General features: G+C 67.2%; 14 protein-coding genes and 4 pseudogenes. 6 read left to right on the top strand and 12 right to left on the bottom strand.

Going from position 1 to position 17917, the window contains the following annotated elements; genetic code table 11:
- Both ACWPXK_RS29080 and ACWPXK_RS29075 read right to left on the bottom strand, forming a co-directional pair.
- A partial coding sequence (locus ACWPXK_RS29080; protein WP_454199347.1) for an ATP-binding protein occupies positions 1–2494 on the bottom strand: 2494 nt, incomplete at its 3' end.
- 230 nt (positions 2495–2724) lie between these two features.
- Positions 2725–3192, bottom strand: a complete 468-nt coding sequence (locus tag ACWPXK_RS29075; protein WP_454199346.1) for a MarR family winged helix-turn-helix transcriptional regulator — start codon at positions 3190–3192, stop codon at positions 2725–2727.
- 138 nt (positions 3193–3330) lie between these two features.
- Here ACWPXK_RS29075 and ACWPXK_RS29070 point away from each other — a divergent pair, with 138 nt between their 5' ends.
- A complete protein-coding gene (locus tag ACWPXK_RS29070) occupies positions 3331–3789 on the top strand; it encodes a GNAT family N-acetyltransferase (RefSeq protein WP_454199345.1) in 459 nt (152 codons plus the stop codon).
- A gap of 36 nt (positions 3790–3825) precedes the next feature.
- Here the strand turns inward: ACWPXK_RS29070 and ACWPXK_RS29065 are convergent.
- Positions 3826–4083 (bottom strand): annotated as a pseudogene (locus tag ACWPXK_RS29065) (DUF3703 domain-containing protein); the annotation flags it as partial.
- A gap of 648 nt (positions 4084–4731) precedes the next feature.
- On the opposite strand from ACWPXK_RS29065, the gene ACWPXK_RS29060 reads away from it, so the two are divergent.
- On the top strand, positions 4732–5370 hold the full coding sequence (locus tag ACWPXK_RS29060) for a hypothetical protein (RefSeq protein WP_454199344.1): 639 nt from the start codon (positions 4732–4734) through the stop codon (positions 5368–5370).
- Between the two features lie 90 nt (positions 5371–5460).
- On the opposite strand, the gene ACWPXK_RS29055 is transcribed toward ACWPXK_RS29060, so the two are convergent.
- The 7 genes from ACWPXK_RS29055 to ACWPXK_RS29025 form a co-directional block, all read right to left on the bottom strand.
- Positions 5461–5823: a hypothetical protein gene (locus ACWPXK_RS29055; protein WP_454199343.1), complete on the bottom strand. Its 363-nt coding sequence runs from the start codon at positions 5821–5823 to the stop codon at positions 5461–5463.
- A gap of 67 nt (positions 5824–5890) precedes the next feature.
- The gene (locus ACWPXK_RS29050) at positions 5891–6247 is read right to left on the bottom strand and encodes a hypothetical protein (RefSeq protein ID WP_454199342.1); all 357 of its coding nucleotides are present in this window, start codon (positions 6245–6247) and stop codon (positions 5891–5893) included.
- Entirely contained in the window at positions 6244–7062 is an 819-nt protein-coding gene (locus ACWPXK_RS29045) for an SGNH/GDSL hydrolase family protein (protein ID WP_454199341.1), read from the bottom strand. Before ACWPXK_RS29045 ends, ACWPXK_RS29050 begins: the two co-directional genes overlap by 4 nt.
- A gap of 103 nt (positions 7063–7165) precedes the next feature.
- Positions 7166–8953: an acyl-CoA dehydrogenase gene (locus ACWPXK_RS29040; RefSeq protein ID WP_454199355.1), complete on the bottom strand. Its 1788-nt coding sequence runs from the start codon at positions 8951–8953 to the stop codon at positions 7166–7168.
- Between the two features lie 53 nt (positions 8954–9006).
- Positions 9007–10143: an FAD-binding oxidoreductase gene (locus tag ACWPXK_RS29035; RefSeq protein WP_454199340.1), complete on the bottom strand. Its 1137-nt coding sequence runs from the start codon at positions 10141–10143 to the stop codon at positions 9007–9009.
- Positions 10144–10156: 13 nt separating this feature from the next.
- Positions 10157–11644, bottom strand: coding sequence for a phytoene desaturase family protein (locus ACWPXK_RS29030; RefSeq protein WP_454199339.1), 1488 nt, complete (start codon positions 11642–11644; stop codon positions 10157–10159).
- Positions 11641–12057, bottom strand: coding sequence for a nuclear transport factor 2 family protein (locus ACWPXK_RS29025; protein ID WP_454199338.1), 417 nt, complete (start codon positions 12055–12057; stop codon positions 11641–11643). Before ACWPXK_RS29025 ends, ACWPXK_RS29030 begins: the two co-directional genes overlap by 4 nt.
- A 123-nt stretch (positions 12058–12180) precedes the next feature.
- Between ACWPXK_RS29025 and ACWPXK_RS29020 the strand changes: the two genes are divergently transcribed.
- On the top strand, positions 12181–12744 hold the full coding sequence (locus ACWPXK_RS29020; protein WP_454199337.1) for a PadR family transcriptional regulator: 564 nt from the start codon (positions 12181–12183) through the stop codon (positions 12742–12744).
- A gap of 63 nt (positions 12745–12807) precedes the next feature.
- Here the strand turns inward: ACWPXK_RS29020 and ACWPXK_RS29015 are convergent.
- Positions 12808–13077 (bottom strand): annotated as a pseudogene (locus ACWPXK_RS29015) (AMP-binding enzyme); the annotation flags it as partial.
- Here ACWPXK_RS29015 and ACWPXK_RS29010 point away from each other — a divergent pair.
- A pseudogene (locus ACWPXK_RS29010) lies at positions 13076–13916 on the top strand (IS701 family transposase); the annotation flags it as partial. The pseudogenes ACWPXK_RS29015 and ACWPXK_RS29010 sit on opposite strands and share 2 nt — an antisense overlap.
- Positions 13917–14098: 182 nt before the next feature.
- Positions 14099–15243 (top strand): IS3 family transposase gene (locus tag ACWPXK_RS29005; protein ID WP_454198469.1). Its coding sequence is split into 2 segments (ribosomal slippage): positions 14099–14372 and positions 14372–15243, totalling 1146 coding nucleotides; the frame shifts between segments, so codons are not numbered across the junction.
- 92 nt (positions 15244–15335) lie between these two features.
- On the opposite strand, the pseudogene ACWPXK_RS29000 reads toward ACWPXK_RS29005, so the two are convergent.
- A pseudogene (locus ACWPXK_RS29000) lies at positions 15336–16143 on the bottom strand (IS5 family transposase).
- Between the two features lie 293 nt (positions 16144–16436).
- Between ACWPXK_RS29000 and ACWPXK_RS28995 the strand changes: the two are divergent.
- Complete coding sequence (locus ACWPXK_RS28995; protein ID WP_454199336.1) at positions 16437–17477, top strand: IS110 family transposase; 1041 nt, start codon at positions 16437–16439, stop codon at positions 17475–17477.
- The last annotated feature ends 440 nt before the right edge of the window (positions 17478–17917 follow it).

The following is a 17917-nucleotide window of genomic DNA, read 5'->3' as shown; positions in this document are numbered from 1 at the left end:
GGCGGGCGCCCACACCGGTGGCGCGCAACTCGCCGGCCGCACGGTCGGACCAGGGAACCGCGCCGAGCCGGTCGAACGTCTCCATGGCGGCCTGCAGGTGGATACGCGCTTCGACGCGACGGCGGTGGCGGCGCAGCCACTCCCCGTAGACGAGGTGGGTGCGTGCCTCTTCGAACGGCTGTCGCCCCTCGGCATGCAGGGCTAGTGCTCGCTCGTACGAACGCTCGGCCGCATCGCCGGAGGCGACCAGCCCACGGAGCCGATGGAGCACGGCCAGCGGCACGGCCCGGCTGGTGGCCTCGGCCCACTCCGCGTAGCGTCCGAGCCGGTCCTGGGCGCATTGCGGATTTCCCACCCGGACGGCGGCCTCGATGTAGTCCGGCCACAAGTACCGCCACAGGAAGGCGTGCCGGGTGGGTCCGGTCAGCGCCCGATCCATCCGGTCGAGCACCGCGTCATAGCGACCGAGTCCGAAGTCGAGCACCACCCGTGCGCATTCGGCCCAGCAGGCCCCCGGCATCCACCAGTCGGAGTCGGCATCGAGGATCGCCTGCCCGGCCATCGTCTCGCATTCCGCTTCCGCGCCACTCACCGCGGACAGCCAGGCGTGCACACCCGCCAGGTAACCCCGCCACATCGGCTGGCCGACATCGGAGGCCAAGGCAAGGCCGGCAGTCACCGTGGCCTGCGCGGACCGGTGCCGGCCAGCGAGGAGTTGAGCAATGGCCAGCAGCAGCATGGCCTGCGGCATACGCCCCAGCCGCCCCTCTGCCCGGCAGTCCTCGACGAGTCCGGTCGCACCGTCGAGCATGCCACCGATATCGGCTCGGGCGAGGCCCTGAAAGTTGATGAGGAATCGCAGCTCGGGCGGCAAGTGTACGGCGCTGCCCGGCATCGGGTAGGCGAGCGTGGTCACCTCGTCGCCCTCCAGGATCAGGCGGAACGCGCGGACGATCGACCGCACCAGCGCCGGCAGCCCCTCGCCTTCCGGGCATAGTTCCTCGATCCGGCGGGCCAGCACCGGCTGGTCCGGGTGGGTGGCACTGGCCCAGGCGTAGTAGCTCGCCATACCGAGCAGGGACAACCTGGTGGGCAGATCGTCGACCGCCTCGACCCCCTCGACCAAGAGCCGCACACCCTGTAGCGGCCGCCCCGCCGCGACCGCCAACTTCGCGCGCACATGGGCGAGTTCGGCCAGCACAGAGCCGTCCAGCGGTGTCGCCCCGGTCCGCTCCCGGGCGCTGTTCACCAATTCGCCCGCACGCTGCCACAACCCTGCCTCGATTGCGGCGTCGGCCGCCGCGGTCCACCGGTGTACGGCCCGGCCGGGATCGGCGGACAACTCCGCCGCGCGAGAAAGCGCCGCCGACACCGCGGCCTGCCCGCCGCGCTGCCGTGCCCGCAACGCCAGGCTCTCCAGCTGTGCGGCCACTTCCTCATCGGGGTGCAGGGTGAGCGCCGCCAGGTGCCAGGCGCGCCGGTCTGCGCCGGATGCCTCGGCCAGCGCCCGGTGCGCGGCCATCCGCGCGGACACATCGCAGGCTGTTACCACCGCCGCGCGCACCAGCGGGTGGTGGAATTCGACACTCTCCGGCCACACCCGGATCAGCCCCGCGCGCTCGGCTTCAGCGAAGTCGGCCAGAGTGGAGCCGAGCCGGCCGACCGCGTATTCGAGCACACGTAGCTCGTCGTGGTTGGCGAGGGCAGCGACCAGTAAGCAGAAGCGAGTGGCAGGGGCAAGGACCGCGATCCGGTCACGGAAGCCGCTCAGTACCCTGTCGCTCACCGGCGCCGTTGTAGCGAACAACATCGGAGCCAGGGCGCCGCGGCGCTGCCCGGGCGTGAGCATTCGGGGCATCTCGATCAACGCAAGCGGATTGCCCGCGGCCTCGGCGAGTAACCGGTCGCGTACCGCCGGCGGCAGATCCGCCGCGTGCTCGGCGAGCAGCAGCCGGGCCGCACTGTCATCCAGCCTGCCCAATCGCAGCTCGGGTAGCCCCCGTGCGTTGAATCGATCTCCCCGTGCGGCGAACAGCACCACGACGGGCTCGCCATGGAGGCGGCGGGCAGCGAACAGCAGCGCATCCGCCGACTCGCCGTCCAGCCACTGCGCGTCGTCGACCAAGCAGACCACCGGACCTATCGCCGAAAGCTCCACCAGCAGGCCGAGCGTCGCGAGCCCGACGAGGAAGCGGTCTCCCCGGGTGGCGTCCGCGAGGCCGAGCGCACCGCGCAACGCCTCGGCCTGTTGCCGCGGCAGCGTCTCGATCTGATCGAGCACCGGCCCGAGCAGCAGATGCAAAGCCGCGAACGGCAGATCGGCCTCGGACTCCACCCCAGTCACCCGCAGCACCCGCGCCTGGGCTCGCGCGGCGGAAGCTTCCAGGAGCGCCGACTTCCCGATACCGGCTTCGCCCCGCACAATCAGAGCGCCACACCGGCCTTCCAGCAACTCCGCGAGGACGGTCAGCTCCGCCCGACGCCCGTACAACATGGCACTCCAAAAAGAAACAGCTATCGGAAAAATGGCGCACCGGACGGTACCGCGTGCGGGCCCCGCACGGTCGCCACCGCACAGTGTCTCCGGTGGGGCCGGAACGGTCGCCGACCGCGGCCGGTGCCCTCGCGACGTGTTCGGTCCGATCCGCCACCCGCCGTTGCCTGGGCGGCGGATACCGGCCGGGCAGGTCAAATCGCCACCGCCTGGCCCGATAGAGCCAGCGTTCATGCTCGGCGGTGTTCCTCCGCATCGACCCGGTGCACGGGAGCGGAGACAGCCCGATCCAGGGCGTCGAGCAGCTCGGCGAACCTGGCTCGGCCGTCCTCGCCCAGTGCGTCGAGGACGAGGTCGTTGATCACACCGAATGTCTGCTGTGCACGGGTTGCGGTGGTGACTCCCCGGGGCGTCAGGAACAGCGCCGCGGCGCGCGGATCGTGTTCGCTGGTACGTCGTTCGACGAGGCCGGCACTCGCCAGTCGACCGATCGCGGCAACGAGGGCGGACTCACCGAGACGCAGCCGCTGGGCGACTTCGCGTTGCGAGCACCCTGGATCGTCCGCGACAACAGCCAGGATCCCGGCTTGCGCGGTGGTGACACCCGCAGCATCGATGAGCAGCCGATCGGACCGCTTGCGGAACGAATGCGCGACCTGCTGGACGCGCCCGATCAGCCGGTATGGGTCCCTGGCCATCCGGGCCACCTCCTCTAATACTTTATTAGTGAAGTATGGCCCCGGGGTTTCCTGGCGGTCCGGTGCCCGAGGTGGCAGGGGCATGAGGCGTGTGGAAATCGGTTCGGCGATCCAGGTCGGCTCGGGTGTACTGACAATATGACGATCACACCTCCCGTGGTGCGTGCCGCTGGTCCCGTCGATCTGTCGGCGGTGTTGGAGTTGGCGGTCGCGTTCTACTCCGAGGACGGTTTCACCACCGGCGAAGCCGAATTGCGTGACAACCTCGCGATGTTGCTGGCCTCGTCCGCGGCGCGGGTCGCCGTGGCGCATGCCGCGGATCAGCTGCTCGGCTTCGCTGTCACCACTACCGTTTTCGGATTGGAGAACGGACTGATCGCCGAACTACAGGATCTGTTCGTGGTGCCCGCCGCGCGCCGCCGGGGGGTGGGCGGCCGGCTCATCGATGACAGCGCGGGGTGGGCGCGCGAGCGAGGTTGCCGGTCTTTGGAGTTGGTCATCGCGCCGAACGGTGGCGAGGTCGGGCACTTGTTCGCCTACTACCTCGCGCGCGGATTCCAGGACGAGGGCCGTCGCCTGATCAGCAGGCGGCTGTGATTCGACCTGCCCGCAGCTATGCTCGACGTCCGGCGGTCAGGCAGCCGGGCGCAGCAAGACGGCGAGACCCGGTGGGGTGGGCATAGTTTGCAGGAGCCCGACGTGGGCGCGGGCGGTGCTGCCCTCGCGGTAGCGGCCGGTCAGTGATCCAGGTGCGGCCACGATGATCCGCACGAGTTGACCGACGGCTTCGCGGCGGTCACGTCGACGCAGCGCGAGGGCCAACATCGCGGCGTGGTTGCGGGTGTGCAGCCACGGGTCGGGCTGGGAAAGGATATGCGCGCGTTCGAGGTGACCTCAGCGCTGCTCGGCGGTGCGAGCACGTTGCCCACCAACATCTTTGATCGAAGTCACTTCGAGTGATCCGCAAAAATCCGTGCTGGCAGTCGGTTTGGTGCAGGTGGACGCACCCGGGAGTCCGCCCGGTGAGTGAGGTGCCGGGCGGGCCCCTGGGCGTCTAGCCATCCTCTGTGCTGTCACGAGCGGAGCCTGCCCGTGACAGCGGCAGATCATAGAGTCCCGCCGGTCGGGGTGCCTGGAACCGCAACTCACGCGTGTCTCGTGGTGTTGTGGGTCCCCGCCCGCCCCGCGGGTTGACACCCCACCCCCAGGGCCCCGTACGGGGACTGTATCTATGCCGGGATCCGTCGCGCGGCGAGCGCTCCGGGCGTGAATCCGCAGCTACCGTGCTATAGCCATAAACTATAGATCTTGATATGGGTTGTCATGTTCGGATGTCCATGCGGCCGGGCCCAGGGTGTCGGTGCTCGGGCGTAGGGTGGCCGACCATGCCGTACTGACTCCCAACCCGGCCCAGGCGTTCTTTCGCAACCGCACGACCGCCGATCACCGGATGCTGAGACCCCGCCTGCGGTGTTCGTGCGTATTGCGTTGGACAAAGGGTAGGCCGTATAAGCACCTACTTCGACGAATGGAGGCGTCATGAGGGACGTCGACAACGATGTTTCTGCAGGCCGCGGCCGTCTGCTCCGAATTCCACGTAGCCGGGGAGCCCTCGGCGGGCTTGCGGTGCTACTCCTGGGCGTGTGGGGTGCGCTGATCCCGTTCGTCGGGCCGTACTTCAACTTCGCGTTCACTCCGGACGAGCCATGGGTGTGGACCGCGGCGCGTGGGTGGCTCCAAGTACTGCCTGGTGTCGCCGCGATCATCGGCGGATTGCTCATGCTGGCAAGCCGCAACCGGCTCGTGGCGAGCTTCGGCGGGTGGCTGGCAGTGGCGGCGGGCTTGTGGTTCGTGATCGGGCCGATACTGGCGGACCCCCTGCGAATCGGGGATGTCGGCGACCCTGTCGCCACGTCCGACCTGAAACGTGCCGTGCTACAACTGAGCTACTTCTATGGTCTCGGTGCGCTGATCCTGTTCTTCGCGGCGGCCTCGCTCGGCCGGTTGTCGGTGCGAAGCACTCGCGATATCGCCTTCGCGCGACACGAGCTCGATGCCAGAGCCGCCGCGGGAGCAGACAATCAGCGCCGCGTAGCCGACGCGCCAGGATCTGAGGAACCCGCCACCCGGGCCACTGCGCGACCGCAGCCGAACAAGCCCGGGCTGCACCGCGGCTGAAACAAACCCGTGCTGGGCGGCGTGTCCCCGTTGAACCGTCTCGGGTTTGGGGCAGCTTCCTGGCGCTGGTCTGAAACCGAAGCCGGTCCCTTACCCGAGACGGTTCAAGACGGTGACGGCGTTGGTTTTGATGATCTGGGTGCTGAAGTCGTCGCCAATGTCGAAGCCGAAATCTGGTGGTCGCGGCGGGGCGAAGGAGTACGTGCAGGCGTGGGCACAGCGCGGTACGTGGCGGCCCGTGCCGAGCAAGACTTCCGGCAGGTCGACGCCCTCGCGGAGCAGGTTCACGCCGACGAGCGCGTCGAGTTCGCCAGTGCACAACCTGGTGAGCGGTGAGGCGCGGTCGCGGGTGAGGACGCGGCGGCGCAGATAGCGCGCCGCGATCCCGCTGTCGCGCAGGTGGTCAGCGACGTGTTCGGCGTCGGCGCGGCGGACATCACCGGCCAGATCCATGATCACGTCGTGGGATGGTTCGACGATGATGCGTGGATACGCCAGCATGGTGGGCCGGACGATGGTGTCAGGGGGAGGGGTGTCGGGTGAATGCGGGGTTGCGGTCGTAGACGCTGGTGGTGACCAGACCGAGTGCGATGCCGATAAGGCCGCCGATCAGCTCGATGGCTTGGGCGTCGACGCCGTCGGTGACGGCTGCGCGGACCTGTTCGGCGGCGTCGAGGTCGGTGCTGGTCTGGGGTTCGACAACCAGGGCGATCGGCAGGTCGCGTAGGTTGCCGTCGGGATTCAGTGTGCCGCCGAGGTAGACGGCGGGTAGCGCGATCGACAGCACCAGCAGGACGAGCAGCGGCGGCAGCCAGGTGCCGGGGTGGCGCCCGAAGTCACGGGTGAGCTTCACCGAGTCTCGGAATTTCGTGCTCATCGGGCGGCTCCTTGGTGCTGGACGGGCAAGAGGTGCGGGCGTTTGGCGGTGCGCCCGTCGCCGGAGGAGCGTCCGGTCAGACGCCTGCCGATCCAGGGACCGAGAAAGGTCGCCGCCCAACGTAGTTCGTTCACCGCGGCGATGGCGGTGTGGCGCTGCGGCAGGGCGGGCGATAGCGGATGGGTCCAGCTGTCGTCGGCGCCGGGCAGGTGCAGGGCGTGGGCTACGGCGTCGGCGATGCGCTGATGCCCGATCGGCCCGGCGTGCAGGCGATCCGGGCTCCACAGTCGGGGATCGGTGACGACGGCGTGATCGGCGGTTTCGGCGACGAGGACGCCGTAGCGGGCGGCGGATTGCCGGATGCGCCGATTGAGTGCGGTGACGCGGCCGCTGATCGGCCGGGCCAAGGCGGTGATGCGGGCGACATCGGGGAAGGTCAGCGTGGCTACCACCGTCCCGGCGGCGGTGAGCGCGGCGAACATCGCGTTCACGTGCCCGCCGACCTCGTCGGCGTCGAACCCGGGCCGCAGCAGGTCGTTGACGCCGACCAGGACGGTGACGAGGTCGGGTTCCAGGGCCAGCGCCGCGTCGAGTTGCTCGGCACGGACCTGGTGGGCGAGTTTGCCGCGCACGGCGAGGTTCGCGTACCGCAGGTCGGGGTTGACCACCGCGAGCCGTTCGGCCAAACGGTCCGCCCAGCCGCGCAGCCCGGTCGAGTCGTCGCCGTCGCCCACACCTTCGGTCTGGCTGTCGCCCAGAGCGACGTACCGCGCATACGCGCCGCGGGCGGTTGTTCGATCATGGTCGGCAGGCATAACGCCAGCGTAGGCGTATAGACAATTAGTTGTCTATTCGTGGTGTTGGGTATCACTATGGGGGTGGAGCCGCGTTGCTCCACCCCCATTACGCCCTTGGACCTCAGAGGGCGGCTTCGCTCAGCGCCATCAGGTCGTTGTCCAGCTGGGACAGCACGACGCGGGTGGCGTCGAGGGTGGGCAGGACGGTGCGCGCGAAGAAGCGCGCGGTGGTGATCTTGCCTTGATAGAACGCCCGCTCCGGTCCGTCGGCGCCCGCGGCCACAGCTGCTGCTGCGACCTCCGCCTGCCGCAGCAGCTGCCACCCGACGAGCAGATCGCCGACGGCGAGCAGGAAACGCACCGAACCGAGCCCGATCTTGTAGAGCTCGGTTGGGTCCTGCTGCGCGGCCACCATATGTCCGGTCATCGCGGCGGTCATGGCCTGGACGTTCGCCAGCGCGGTACGCAGCAGCTCACGCTCCGCTACCCCGGCCCCGGCCCCGGCCCCGGCCTCGGCCTCGATGAACTCCTCGATCTTTCCCGCGATATGGCCGAGCGCGGCACCCTGGTCGCGGATTATCTTGCGGAAGAAGAAGTCCTGCGCCTGGATGGCGGTGGTGCCCTCGTAGAGCGAGTCGATCTTGGAGTCACGGATGTACTGCTCGATCGGGTAGTCCTGCAGATATCCCGAACCGCCCAGCACTTGCAGGGACTCGGTCAGATACTGGTAGGCGCGCTCGGAGCCGACACCCTTGACGATCGGGAGCAGCAGATCGCTCACCCGCGCGGCCAGCTCGGCGTCGGCTCCCGACACTCGCGCGGCCACCACCGGATCCTGGTGTGCGGCGGTGTACAGATACACCGCGCGCAGTCCTTCGGCATAGGCCTTCTGTAATAGCAGCGACCGCCGCACGTCCGGATGCCGGATGATCGGCACCCGCGGAGCGTCCTTGTCGTCCTTGCGGGTCAGATCCGGTCCCTGCACCCGCTCCCGCGCGTACGCGAGCGCATGCAGATACCCGGACGACAACGTGGCGATGGCCTTGGTGCCCACCATCATTCGTGCGTGCTCGATAAGCCGGAACATCTGGGCGATACCCGTGTTCGGATCTCCGACCAGCCAGCCCTTGGCGGGAACACCGTGCCCGCCGAAGGTGAGTTCGCAGGTGGCGGAGACCTTCAGACCCATCTTGTGCTCGACATTGGTCACGAAAACACCATTGCGCTCACCCAGCTCACCGGTCTCGGGATGGAAGTGGAACTTCGGCACGACGAACAGCGCCAGCCCCTTGGTACCCGGTCCCGCGCCGTCGGGCCGGGCCAGCACCAGATGCACGATATTGTCGAACAGGTCGTCGGAGTCGGCGGAGCTGATGAACCGTTTGACGCCCTCGAGATGCCAGGACCCGTCCGGCTGCGGGACAGCCCGGGTCCGGGCGGACCCGACATCGGATCCGGCATCCGGTTCGGTGAGTACCATCGTTCCGCCCCAACCGTTTTCGACGGCGACCCGGGTGCGGTGACGCTGGTCCGGACCACCCTCGTGGAACAGCGCGGCGGCACCCGGCCCGAGCGCGTAGATGAAGGCGGCGGGCTGGGCGCCGAGGACCATCTCGCCGAGTGCCCAATACACCGCACGCGGCACCGGAGTACCGCCCAATTCGGTGGGTACGCCGATCTTCTCCCAGCCGAGCTCGCGCAGGGCGCGGTAGGAGCGCTTGAACGTGTCCGGCAGGGCGACAGTGTGGGTGGCCGGATCGAATACCGGTGGATGACGGTCGGCGTCGGCGAACGAGGCACCGAGCGGGCCCTCGGCCATTCGCCGCATCTCGTCGAGCATGGTGCGCACCGACTCGCTGTCGAGCGCGCCGAACGCGCCGCGGTCGAGAAGCGCATCCAGGCCGAGCATCTCGAACAGGTTGAACTCGAGATCCCGGACATTGGCCCGATAGTGGCCCGAACTCACAGGTCGAGCTCCACATCGCTGATCGGATAGGCCACACAGGAGTGCGTGTAGCCGAACCGTGCGTCCGACAGCCGCAGTCGGGCCTCCTCAGCGGTGTGCACCTCGCCCTTCACGACGCGCACACGGCACAGGCTGCATTCGCCGGAGCGGCAGGCGGCCTCGGGGCGAATGCCGTTGTCCTCCAGCGCGTCCAGTAGCGGGCGGTTACGCGGGGTGCGGAAGGAGGTGCCACTCACGGTGACGGTGACTTCCTCCGTCGGGTCGACGCCGATCGGCCAGTGCGGTTGCGCCGTCGGGTCGCTGGGTGCGCCGTTGGCCTCGAAACGAATTCGCTTGCGCGGCTGTCCCAGTGCGGTGAGCTGGTCGAGGGCGTAGGGGTAGAGCGCCTGAGGGCCGCACACGTACACCATGCGTCCCTTCAGCGCGCCGGCCAGGGCGGCGATGGTGTCGGCGGTGAGGTAGCCGGTGGCCCCGGTCCAGTCGGCATCGGGTTCGGCGATCACATGGTCGACCGTGATACCGGGATGCGCCGCCGCCAGTGCGTCGAGCTCGGCGCGGAAGATCACATCGGAGGCGCGGCGGGAGCCGTAGATGAGGTGGAGGGAGCGGTCCAGGCCGAGCTCGGCGATCTCACGCAGCATGCTCATCGCCGGGGCGACACCGGAGCCGCCGGCGAGGAAGACGACGTCGTTGCCATGGAAGAGCGAGTTGTGGTGGAAGGTGCCCACCGGGCCGGTGGTGGTCAGTACCTGCCCGGTCTGAACGGTGTCGATGAGCAGGTTGCTGATGCGGCCGCCGGGAACGCGGCGGACGGTCAGGTCGTAGTGGCCACGCTGGGTCGGGGACGAGGAGATCGCGTACGGGCGGCTGGTGCCGTCGATGAACACGTTGACATACTGCCCGGCCAGGAACGGCGGCAATTCGGCCTGATCGAGGCCCTGCATTCGGAATGTCTTGGTGGTGGTGGTCTCGTCGACGATCTCGGCGACAATTAGTTGCAACCGTTTGGGGTGGTAGGTGTCGATGGTGGCGCGGGTGTCGGCGAGGTGGTCGCGGGTGTCGGGGATGCGGGCGTCGATCTCGGCGAGGATCTCGGCCGCGCCGTCGAATCGTTGGGCAAGAGGATGTTTCACGAATGGTTTCCGTTCACGCGGCTTTGGTGCGCAGCAGTCGACGGGCGACACGCGCGCCCGCTTCGAGGGTCGGTTGGAAGCCGCCGATTCCGGACCAGGAACCGGCCAGGTGCAGTCCGGGCACATGGGTGCGGCGTTCGCTGTTGCGGAACAGCCAGCCTTCGGTGGCATCCTGGTCGTAGCCGTAGATCGCGCCGCCGGGGTGGCCGAGGTAGCGCATCATCGTCAAAGGTGTTGCGACGTCGACTTCTTCGATGGCGTCACGGATGCCCGGGGTGATCGTCTCGCACAGGTCCAGCAGCGTCTCGGCGTAGGCGAACTTGGCGCGCGCGTACTCAGACGGAGCCACGTTGCGCCAAATGTCGGCGTACTGCAGCGTCATCAGGCTGACGTGGGTGGCTCCGGTGGGGGCGAACCCGATGGGCGCGACATCGTACGAGCTGACGCAGATTCCGCGCGCGGGCTCGAACGACCTCCATGAGTCGTAGGTGCGGTCGTCGTCGCTGTCGCGGTTGACGAAGGTGGTGCTGGTGGTGAACCCGAGCTCGGCGGGGGTGGCGTCCAAGCCCATGTGCAGCACGAACCCGGATACGCCGATCCGGCGGGTGGACATGTCGTCGCGTACCGCGGCGGGCACGTGGATGCCGTCGAGCATGCCGTAGGTGGTGGGCAGCGAGGCGTTGGAGATCACGTCGGACGCGGTGACCTCGGTGCCGTCCTCGAGCCGCACTCCGAACGCCCGCCCGGCCGCGGTGAGGATTGCCTCGACACCGCAGTTGAACCGCACCTCGCCGCCGGCATGCAGGAAGGAGTCGAGGATGGCGGTGGACATCGCCTGCGAGCCGCCGCGCACATGCCAGGGCTTGAACTCGAAGTAGGCGAACAGTGTCAGCGCCAGATCCTGGAACGCCAGCCTCGACGGCGGCTGCCCGAGGTAGGTCCAGTAGATGCCGAGCGCGGTCTTGAGCCGCTCGTCGTCGAAGTACTCGTCGAGCACGTCCTTCAGCGGCCGCACCCCGTAGGTGAACAGCACCGGATCGATCTGCTCGACCGGCATGCCGCGCATGGCCGCGATCTGCCAGAACGTCACCTGCTTGAGCAACTCGAAGAATCGCGCCGCCCGGTCACGGTTGCCGGGGAACTCGGCCTCGATGGCCTCGATCGCGCCGTCCCAGTCCGCGGGCAGGGTCAGATCCAACTGGCCGGGGATCACGGCCCGGTACAGGTCGTGCTCTTGCACGAACTCCAGTTTGTCGGCGATACCGAGCTGCTGAAACAGCCCCTCCCGCAACGAGAGCGCCTGGCCCTCGACGCCGACACCGGACAGCTGATGCAGCGCCACCTCGAACTCGAAGCGTCCACGCCGGAACGAGGTTCCGCACCCACCGGGCACATTGTGCCGCTCCAGCAACAGGGTGCGGGCGCCCGCGCGCTGCAGAGTGGCCGCCGCGGTCAGCCCGGCATTACCCGCGCCGATGACAATCGCGTCGTAGTCGTTCACGCCCCGGCCCCCTCACGTGCGAGCTGCGCGGTGGCCTCGGCCTTGATCCGCTCGAACTGCTCACCCATCCGCGCCGCGAGCGCCTGCGCCGCCGACAGCGGGCGCACCATCACCATGAAGTCGTCGATCCTGCCCTCCTCGTCGAAATGCAGGAAGTCGCAGCCGGTGATCTGCTTGCCGTCCACGGTCGCCTCGAACACGAACGCGTGGTCGCGCCCGCCCGCGTCGGCGATCTCACGCACGTAGCGGAAGTCCTCGAACACACGGATCACTCCACGAAGGATGGCCGCGGTGATCGCCTTGCCCGGGTACGGCTGGAACGCCACCGGGCTGGTGAACACCACATTCTCGGCCAGCAGCGCCTCGATGGCGGCCTCGTCGCGGGCCTCCACGGCCGCTCGGAAGGGATGCATACCCTCACCTTTCATACCCAATTTTTTGAATAGGTGACTATGACCGTAACGGCGTCCAGTCGATGTGTCCAGGCCCACGAAGACAAATATTTGAATAATCTCTTCGCGTGCTAGATTGGGTGGATGGCGCTACGTAACGCGGTGCTGGCCGCCCTGCTCGACGGCGAGGCGTCCGGCTACGACCTGGCCAAGAGCTTCGACGCCTCGGTCGCCAACTTCTGGATGGCCACCCCCCAGCAGCTGTACAAGGAACTCGAGCGGATGGCCGCCGACGGGCTCATCGAGACCCGGGTCGTTCAGCAGGAGCGCCGACCGAACAAGCGCCTGCACACCATCACCCCCGCCGGGCGCGCCGCCTTGCGCGAATTCATCGCGACGCAAGCCAGACCGACCGCCATCCGCGACGAGATGATGGTGAAGGTCCAGGGCATGGACGTCGAGGACGCCCCGGCGGTGCGCGCGGCGGTGGCCGAGCGGATGCAGTGGTCGAAGGCGAAACTGGCCCGCTACGAACGCCTGCGCACCCGGCTTCTGGACGGCCGCAGCGAACAGGCCTACCTCGCCGAGACCGAACGCATCGGCCCCTACCTGACCCTGCTGCGCGGAATCTCCTTCGAACAGGAGAACATTCGCTGGGCCGAGTTCGCCTTGGCGGCCATCGACCGGCGCATCGCCACGCCCGCGTAGGGCCAGTACCCGCGGGCCGCGTTGCCGCCGACCCGATCGACGAGCCGGCGGCAACGGCCACGGTCAGTGCGCGGCTTCCAGCCGGCGCAAGTCCTTACGCAGGATCTTGCCGGTGACGGATTTCGGGATGGCATCGACGAACGCGACGCGGCGGACCTTCTTGTAAGGGGCGACACGGTCGGCGACGAAGTCGATGACCTGCTGGGAATCGAGGTCTGTGTCGGGCTGCGGCACGACGAACGCCTTCGGAATCTCCTCGCCGTCGGCGTCTTCCACGCCGATCACCCCCGCGTCGGCGATACCGGGATGGGTCAGCAGCACCGCCTCGAGTTCGGGGACGGCGGGGCGGATCGAGAACTGTCAGCTGGGCGTGTTCTGTGCCTACACCAGCAGAAGGGGGCGCACGCTGATCGATCGGGAGTTGTATCTGCCGAAGTCGTGTACCGAGGATCGGGACCGCTGCCGGGCTGCGAGTGTGCCCGACGATGTCGAATTCGCGACCAAGGCGACGCTGGCGAAGAAGATGCTCGCGCGCGCTCTGGACGCGGGGGTGCCGGCGCGGTGGGTGACCGCCGACGAAGCCTACGGTCAGGACTCGAAGTTCCGGGCCTGGCTCGAGAACCGCCGCATCGGATATGTGGTGGTGGTGCCGTCCAGCCAGCCGATCCCGTTCACCTCCGGCAGCTCGCGCGCGGATCATCTTGTGGCACAGGCGCCTTCACAAGCCTGGAAGCGCCGCAGCTGCGGCGCGGGTGCGAAAGGCCCCACGCTAGTTCGACTGGGCAGTGGCCTCGCTGCCGACCTACCCCGACACCACGGCCGCGGGCTGGCAGCGATGGCTGCTGGCCCGTCGCGCGCTGGCACCGAACGCCAAAGGCGAACTCGAGATCGCCTACTACCTGTGCTGCGCGCCCACCGGCACCACCGACGCCGAGCTGATCCGCGTCGCCGGATCCCGGTGGGCAGTGGAGGACTGTTTCCAGACCGCGAAGACCGAGGTCGGGCTCGACCAATACCAGGTCCGTCACTACGACGCCTGGTACCGGCACATCACCCTGGCCATGCTCGCCCACACCTACCTCGCCGTCACCGCCGCGATCGCCCCAAAAGCTTTGGCAGTGGCCTCATCTCATTCACTATCGGCGAAATCAAACGTCTCCTGGCACACCTGATCACCACCCGCCCGGACCCGGAACAGGTCTGGCAGTGGTCGATCTGGCGACGCCGACACCAATACCCGCGCCCAGCGGGCGCACTACCAGCGCCGACACGCACTACATAACGAAGGGGACTGCCCCCAGCTTGGTTGACTCCTGATCTGTGAGGATTCGTCCTCGCTGGAAGGATGTTCACCATGCCGAAGCCCTATCCCGAGGAGTTCCGTCGCGACGTCGTCGCTGTCGCACGCAAGGGCGAGTCTCCGTTGCGGCAGGTCGCGAGGGATTTCGGGATCTCCGAGGGTTGTCTGCACAACTGGCTCAAAGCCGCCGACATCGAGGAAGGCACACGGCAGGCCACCACGGCTGCGGAGTCGGCCGAACTGCGTGAGCTGCGTAAACGCAACAAGCAGCTGGAGCAAGAGAACGAGATACTGCGTCGGGCAGCAGCGTTCTTCGCCCGTGAACTACCCCCAAAATGAGCTACCCGCTGGTCCTCGACTTGGCCGCCGACGGTATCCCCGTGGCGGTGACCTGCCGGGTGCTGGGATTCACCACCCAAGCGTTCTACAAGTGGCTCAAAAACCCTGTATCTCAACGCGATTGGGATAACGCGCACCTGATCGACGCCGCCCGCGACATCCACCATGACGATCCCGCGTTCGGATACCGGTTCATCACCGACGAACTGGCCGATCGCGGGATCCGTGCCGGGGAGAACCGGGTACACCGACTGTGCTCACAGCAACGCATCTGGTCGATCTTCGCCCGCCGACGCGGCCTGAACAGGGCTGCGGGTCCGCCGGTACACGACGACCTCATCAAGCGTGAATTCACTGCACAAGCACCGAACCAGATATGGCTGACCGATATCACCGAGCACCGCACCGGCGAAGGAAAGCTCTATCTGTGCGCGATCAAGGACTGCTATTCCAACCGGATCGTCGGCTACTCCAGCAACGACCGCATGACCGCCGCACTCGCGGTATCGGCACTGCGGAACGCGGTCGCGCTGCGTGCACCGGTCGGCACCATCGTGCATTCGGACCGGGGCAGCCAGTTCCGATCTCGAAAATTCGTACATGCATTGTCCGTCAACGGATTACACGGCTCGATGGGCAGAGTCGGAGCGTGCGGCGACAACGCCGCCATGGAATCGTTCTTCGCACTGCTGCAACGCAACGTCCTCGACCGCAAACACTGGCCCACCCGTGAAGAGTTGCGGCTGGCCATCGTCACCTGGATCGAACGGACCTATCACCGACGCCGCCGCCAACGACGACTCGGACGCCTGACCCCGATCGAGTATGAGACCCTCAATCGGGCCCCACTCGCTGCCTGAACTACACACCCCGCGAGTCAACCGACACGGGGGCAGTCCCATCCACACTCGGCCGTGTTTGAAAGTTGGTGAGGGCGGGTGGGTGCCCGCCCTCATTCATGTCGTAGCCATTGGTTGATTGCGGCGATGTGGACGGTGGTCAGGTAACGGATGGCGAGTTTGTCGAATCGTGTTGCCACGGCCCGGTTTTGCTTGAGGAGATTGATTCCTCGTTCGACGGTGTTGCGATCGCGGTAACGCGTGGTGTCGAATGCCGGTGGCCGGCCACCGGCCGAGCCGCGGTTGCGGCGGTGCCCCGCCTGGTCGGCAGGGATCGGGATAGTGGCTTTGATCCCGCGTCGGCGCAGGTGAGCGCGATTCGCGCGAGAGGAGTAGGCCTTGTCGGCCAGGACACGCTCGGGCCGTACGCGTGGGCGTCCGAGCCCGAGACTGGGCACAGCGATAGCACTGCGGACTGTGGGCGGCCTGGCCTGCGGTGAGCAGCAGCGCCACTGGTCGGCAGCCCTGCTCGCAGCCCAGGTGCAGCTTGGTCGTCCACCCGCCGCGGGAGCGACCCAGCGCGTGATCGGCGGGCTCGTCGCCGACCGGTTCGAGTTGGGTGTCGGGCTCACGACGCGCGCCGGCGGCATGCTGATGAGCGCGCACAACGGTGGAGTCCACGCTCACCTGCCAGCCGATACGACCGGCCGCATCAGCGAAGGCCTGCAACATTTTCAGGATGAAAACCCAGGTCCCGGCACGCTGCCAGCGGCGGAACAGCCCGTAGATCGTCTGCCATGGCCCATAGGACTCCGGCACGTCACGCCAGGGCGAGCCGACGCGGGTGCGCCACCGGATCCCGTCGATGAGCTGTCGTTTGCTCCACTTCGGTGGGCGGCCGGTCTTCTTGCCCCGGGGCATCAGCGGTGCCAGCCGTGCCCACTGGGCATCGGTCAGATCCGCGCGACCCGTCACCGCTACGCTGGCCTCAGTGTGAGACTGCCTGTGCCGCTGTTGAAGTGGTAGACCGGCTTCGGTTGCGGGGTGACTCTTACGCTGGGTGCCGCCGAGCAGGTTGGCTTTCTCGTGAATCGTCCACCGCGGCCGGAACCGGTTCGGCCGGTGTGACTTGATAGGAGAACGAGGCGCATCCTCCCGACTGAGACGTGTCCACCGGCCGAACCTTAGTCACCACGATATGAGGAGACACAGGTTTGGTCATCATCGGGATTGACCCTCACATGCGCAGCCACACCGCCGTTGCTGTGGATGGCGCCGGTCGCAAACTCGGTCAGGTCACCGTCGGATCGGCAGCCCCCGATATCGTTCGGTTGCTGGAGTGGGCACGTCAATGGGATGAGGCCCACCGGTGGGCGATCGAAGACTGCCGCCAGGTCGCGGGCACATTGATGCGCACGTTAGTCGGTGCCGGACAGGCGGTCGTCATGGTGCCCACCAAGCTGATGGCCCAAGCCCGCAGCTCGGCCCGCACGCGCGGTAAGTCCGATCCGATCGACGCGCTGGCCGTAGCACGCGCTGCGTTACGAGAGCCAGACCTTCCTCAAGCTCACCTCGATGACCAGGCTCTCGATGTCAGGCTGTTGCTCGACCACCGCGAGGATTTGATCGCGGAGCGAACCCGGATGATCAACCGGCTGCGGTGGCACCTGCACGACCTCGAGATTCCGCTGCCTGCCGGTCAGGCGCTCAAGAGCCTGACCGCGCTGAGGGCGCTGCGCTCCCGCCTTGAATCATCGTCGGAGAGCGTCCGCGGCGAGATCGCCATCGAACTCACCGGCTGGATCGCCACGCTGACCGAGCGGATCAACGAACTCGAACACAGAATCCGGACACGGATCCAGACTCTGGCGCCTCAACTGCTGGACCTGCCCGGTTGCGCCGGATTGACCGCCGCGAAGATCGTGGCCGAGACCGCCGGCGCCGCACGGTTTCGGTCCTCGGCCGCCTTCGCCATGCACGCCGGTGTCGCACCGATCCCGGTATGGACCGGCAATCGGACCCGGTTCCGCCTCAATCGGGGCGGAAACCGGCAGCTCAACGCCGCCTTACACCGCATCGCCGTCACCCAGCTGCGTGTCCATCCACCTGCCCGCGAACTGGTCGATCGGCGCACCGCACGCGGCAACTCCAAGACCGAGGCCCTCCGAGTCCTCAAACGACACCTCGCCGACGTCGTCTTCCACCGACTCCGACAACCCGAACCCCGAACGACTTGCCAAACCGTTGCCGCTTGACATAGGAGATTCACGAGGTCTCCGGTGTTCAGTTGAATCTTGGTCGATCAACTCCTCTACCGGAGACCTCATCTATTTACCAACGCGGACAACACCTTCCGACTCACCAACCACTTTCAAAACACGGCCTAGTCACCCGTGTCTCCTCTCGCTTGCCAGCGACACCACCTCTGAGCAGGCACGACACACCGATGCGCCAAAGTGATTGCAGCACAATGCCTTACAACATGCCCTACCGGCTTCGTACTTGTGGTGTCCCAACCGATCGGCGTCGGCGTGCTTCAAGCATTCAAAACGAACACCCGGCGCGTCAATATCAAATGGGCACCCACGTTGTACGACTTTTCGGCGGAATACACCCAGCGTGGGTGCCTTTTCGCTGGCGATAGATAAAAAGGCACCCATGCTGGGTGACTTTCAGCCGAAAGGTACCCCACTGG

This window comes from Nocardia sp. Marseille-Q1738 (assembly GCF_965283145.1).
Note: the sequence above shows the minus strand (reverse complement) of the source record. Positions and strands in the feature narration are given on the sequence as shown.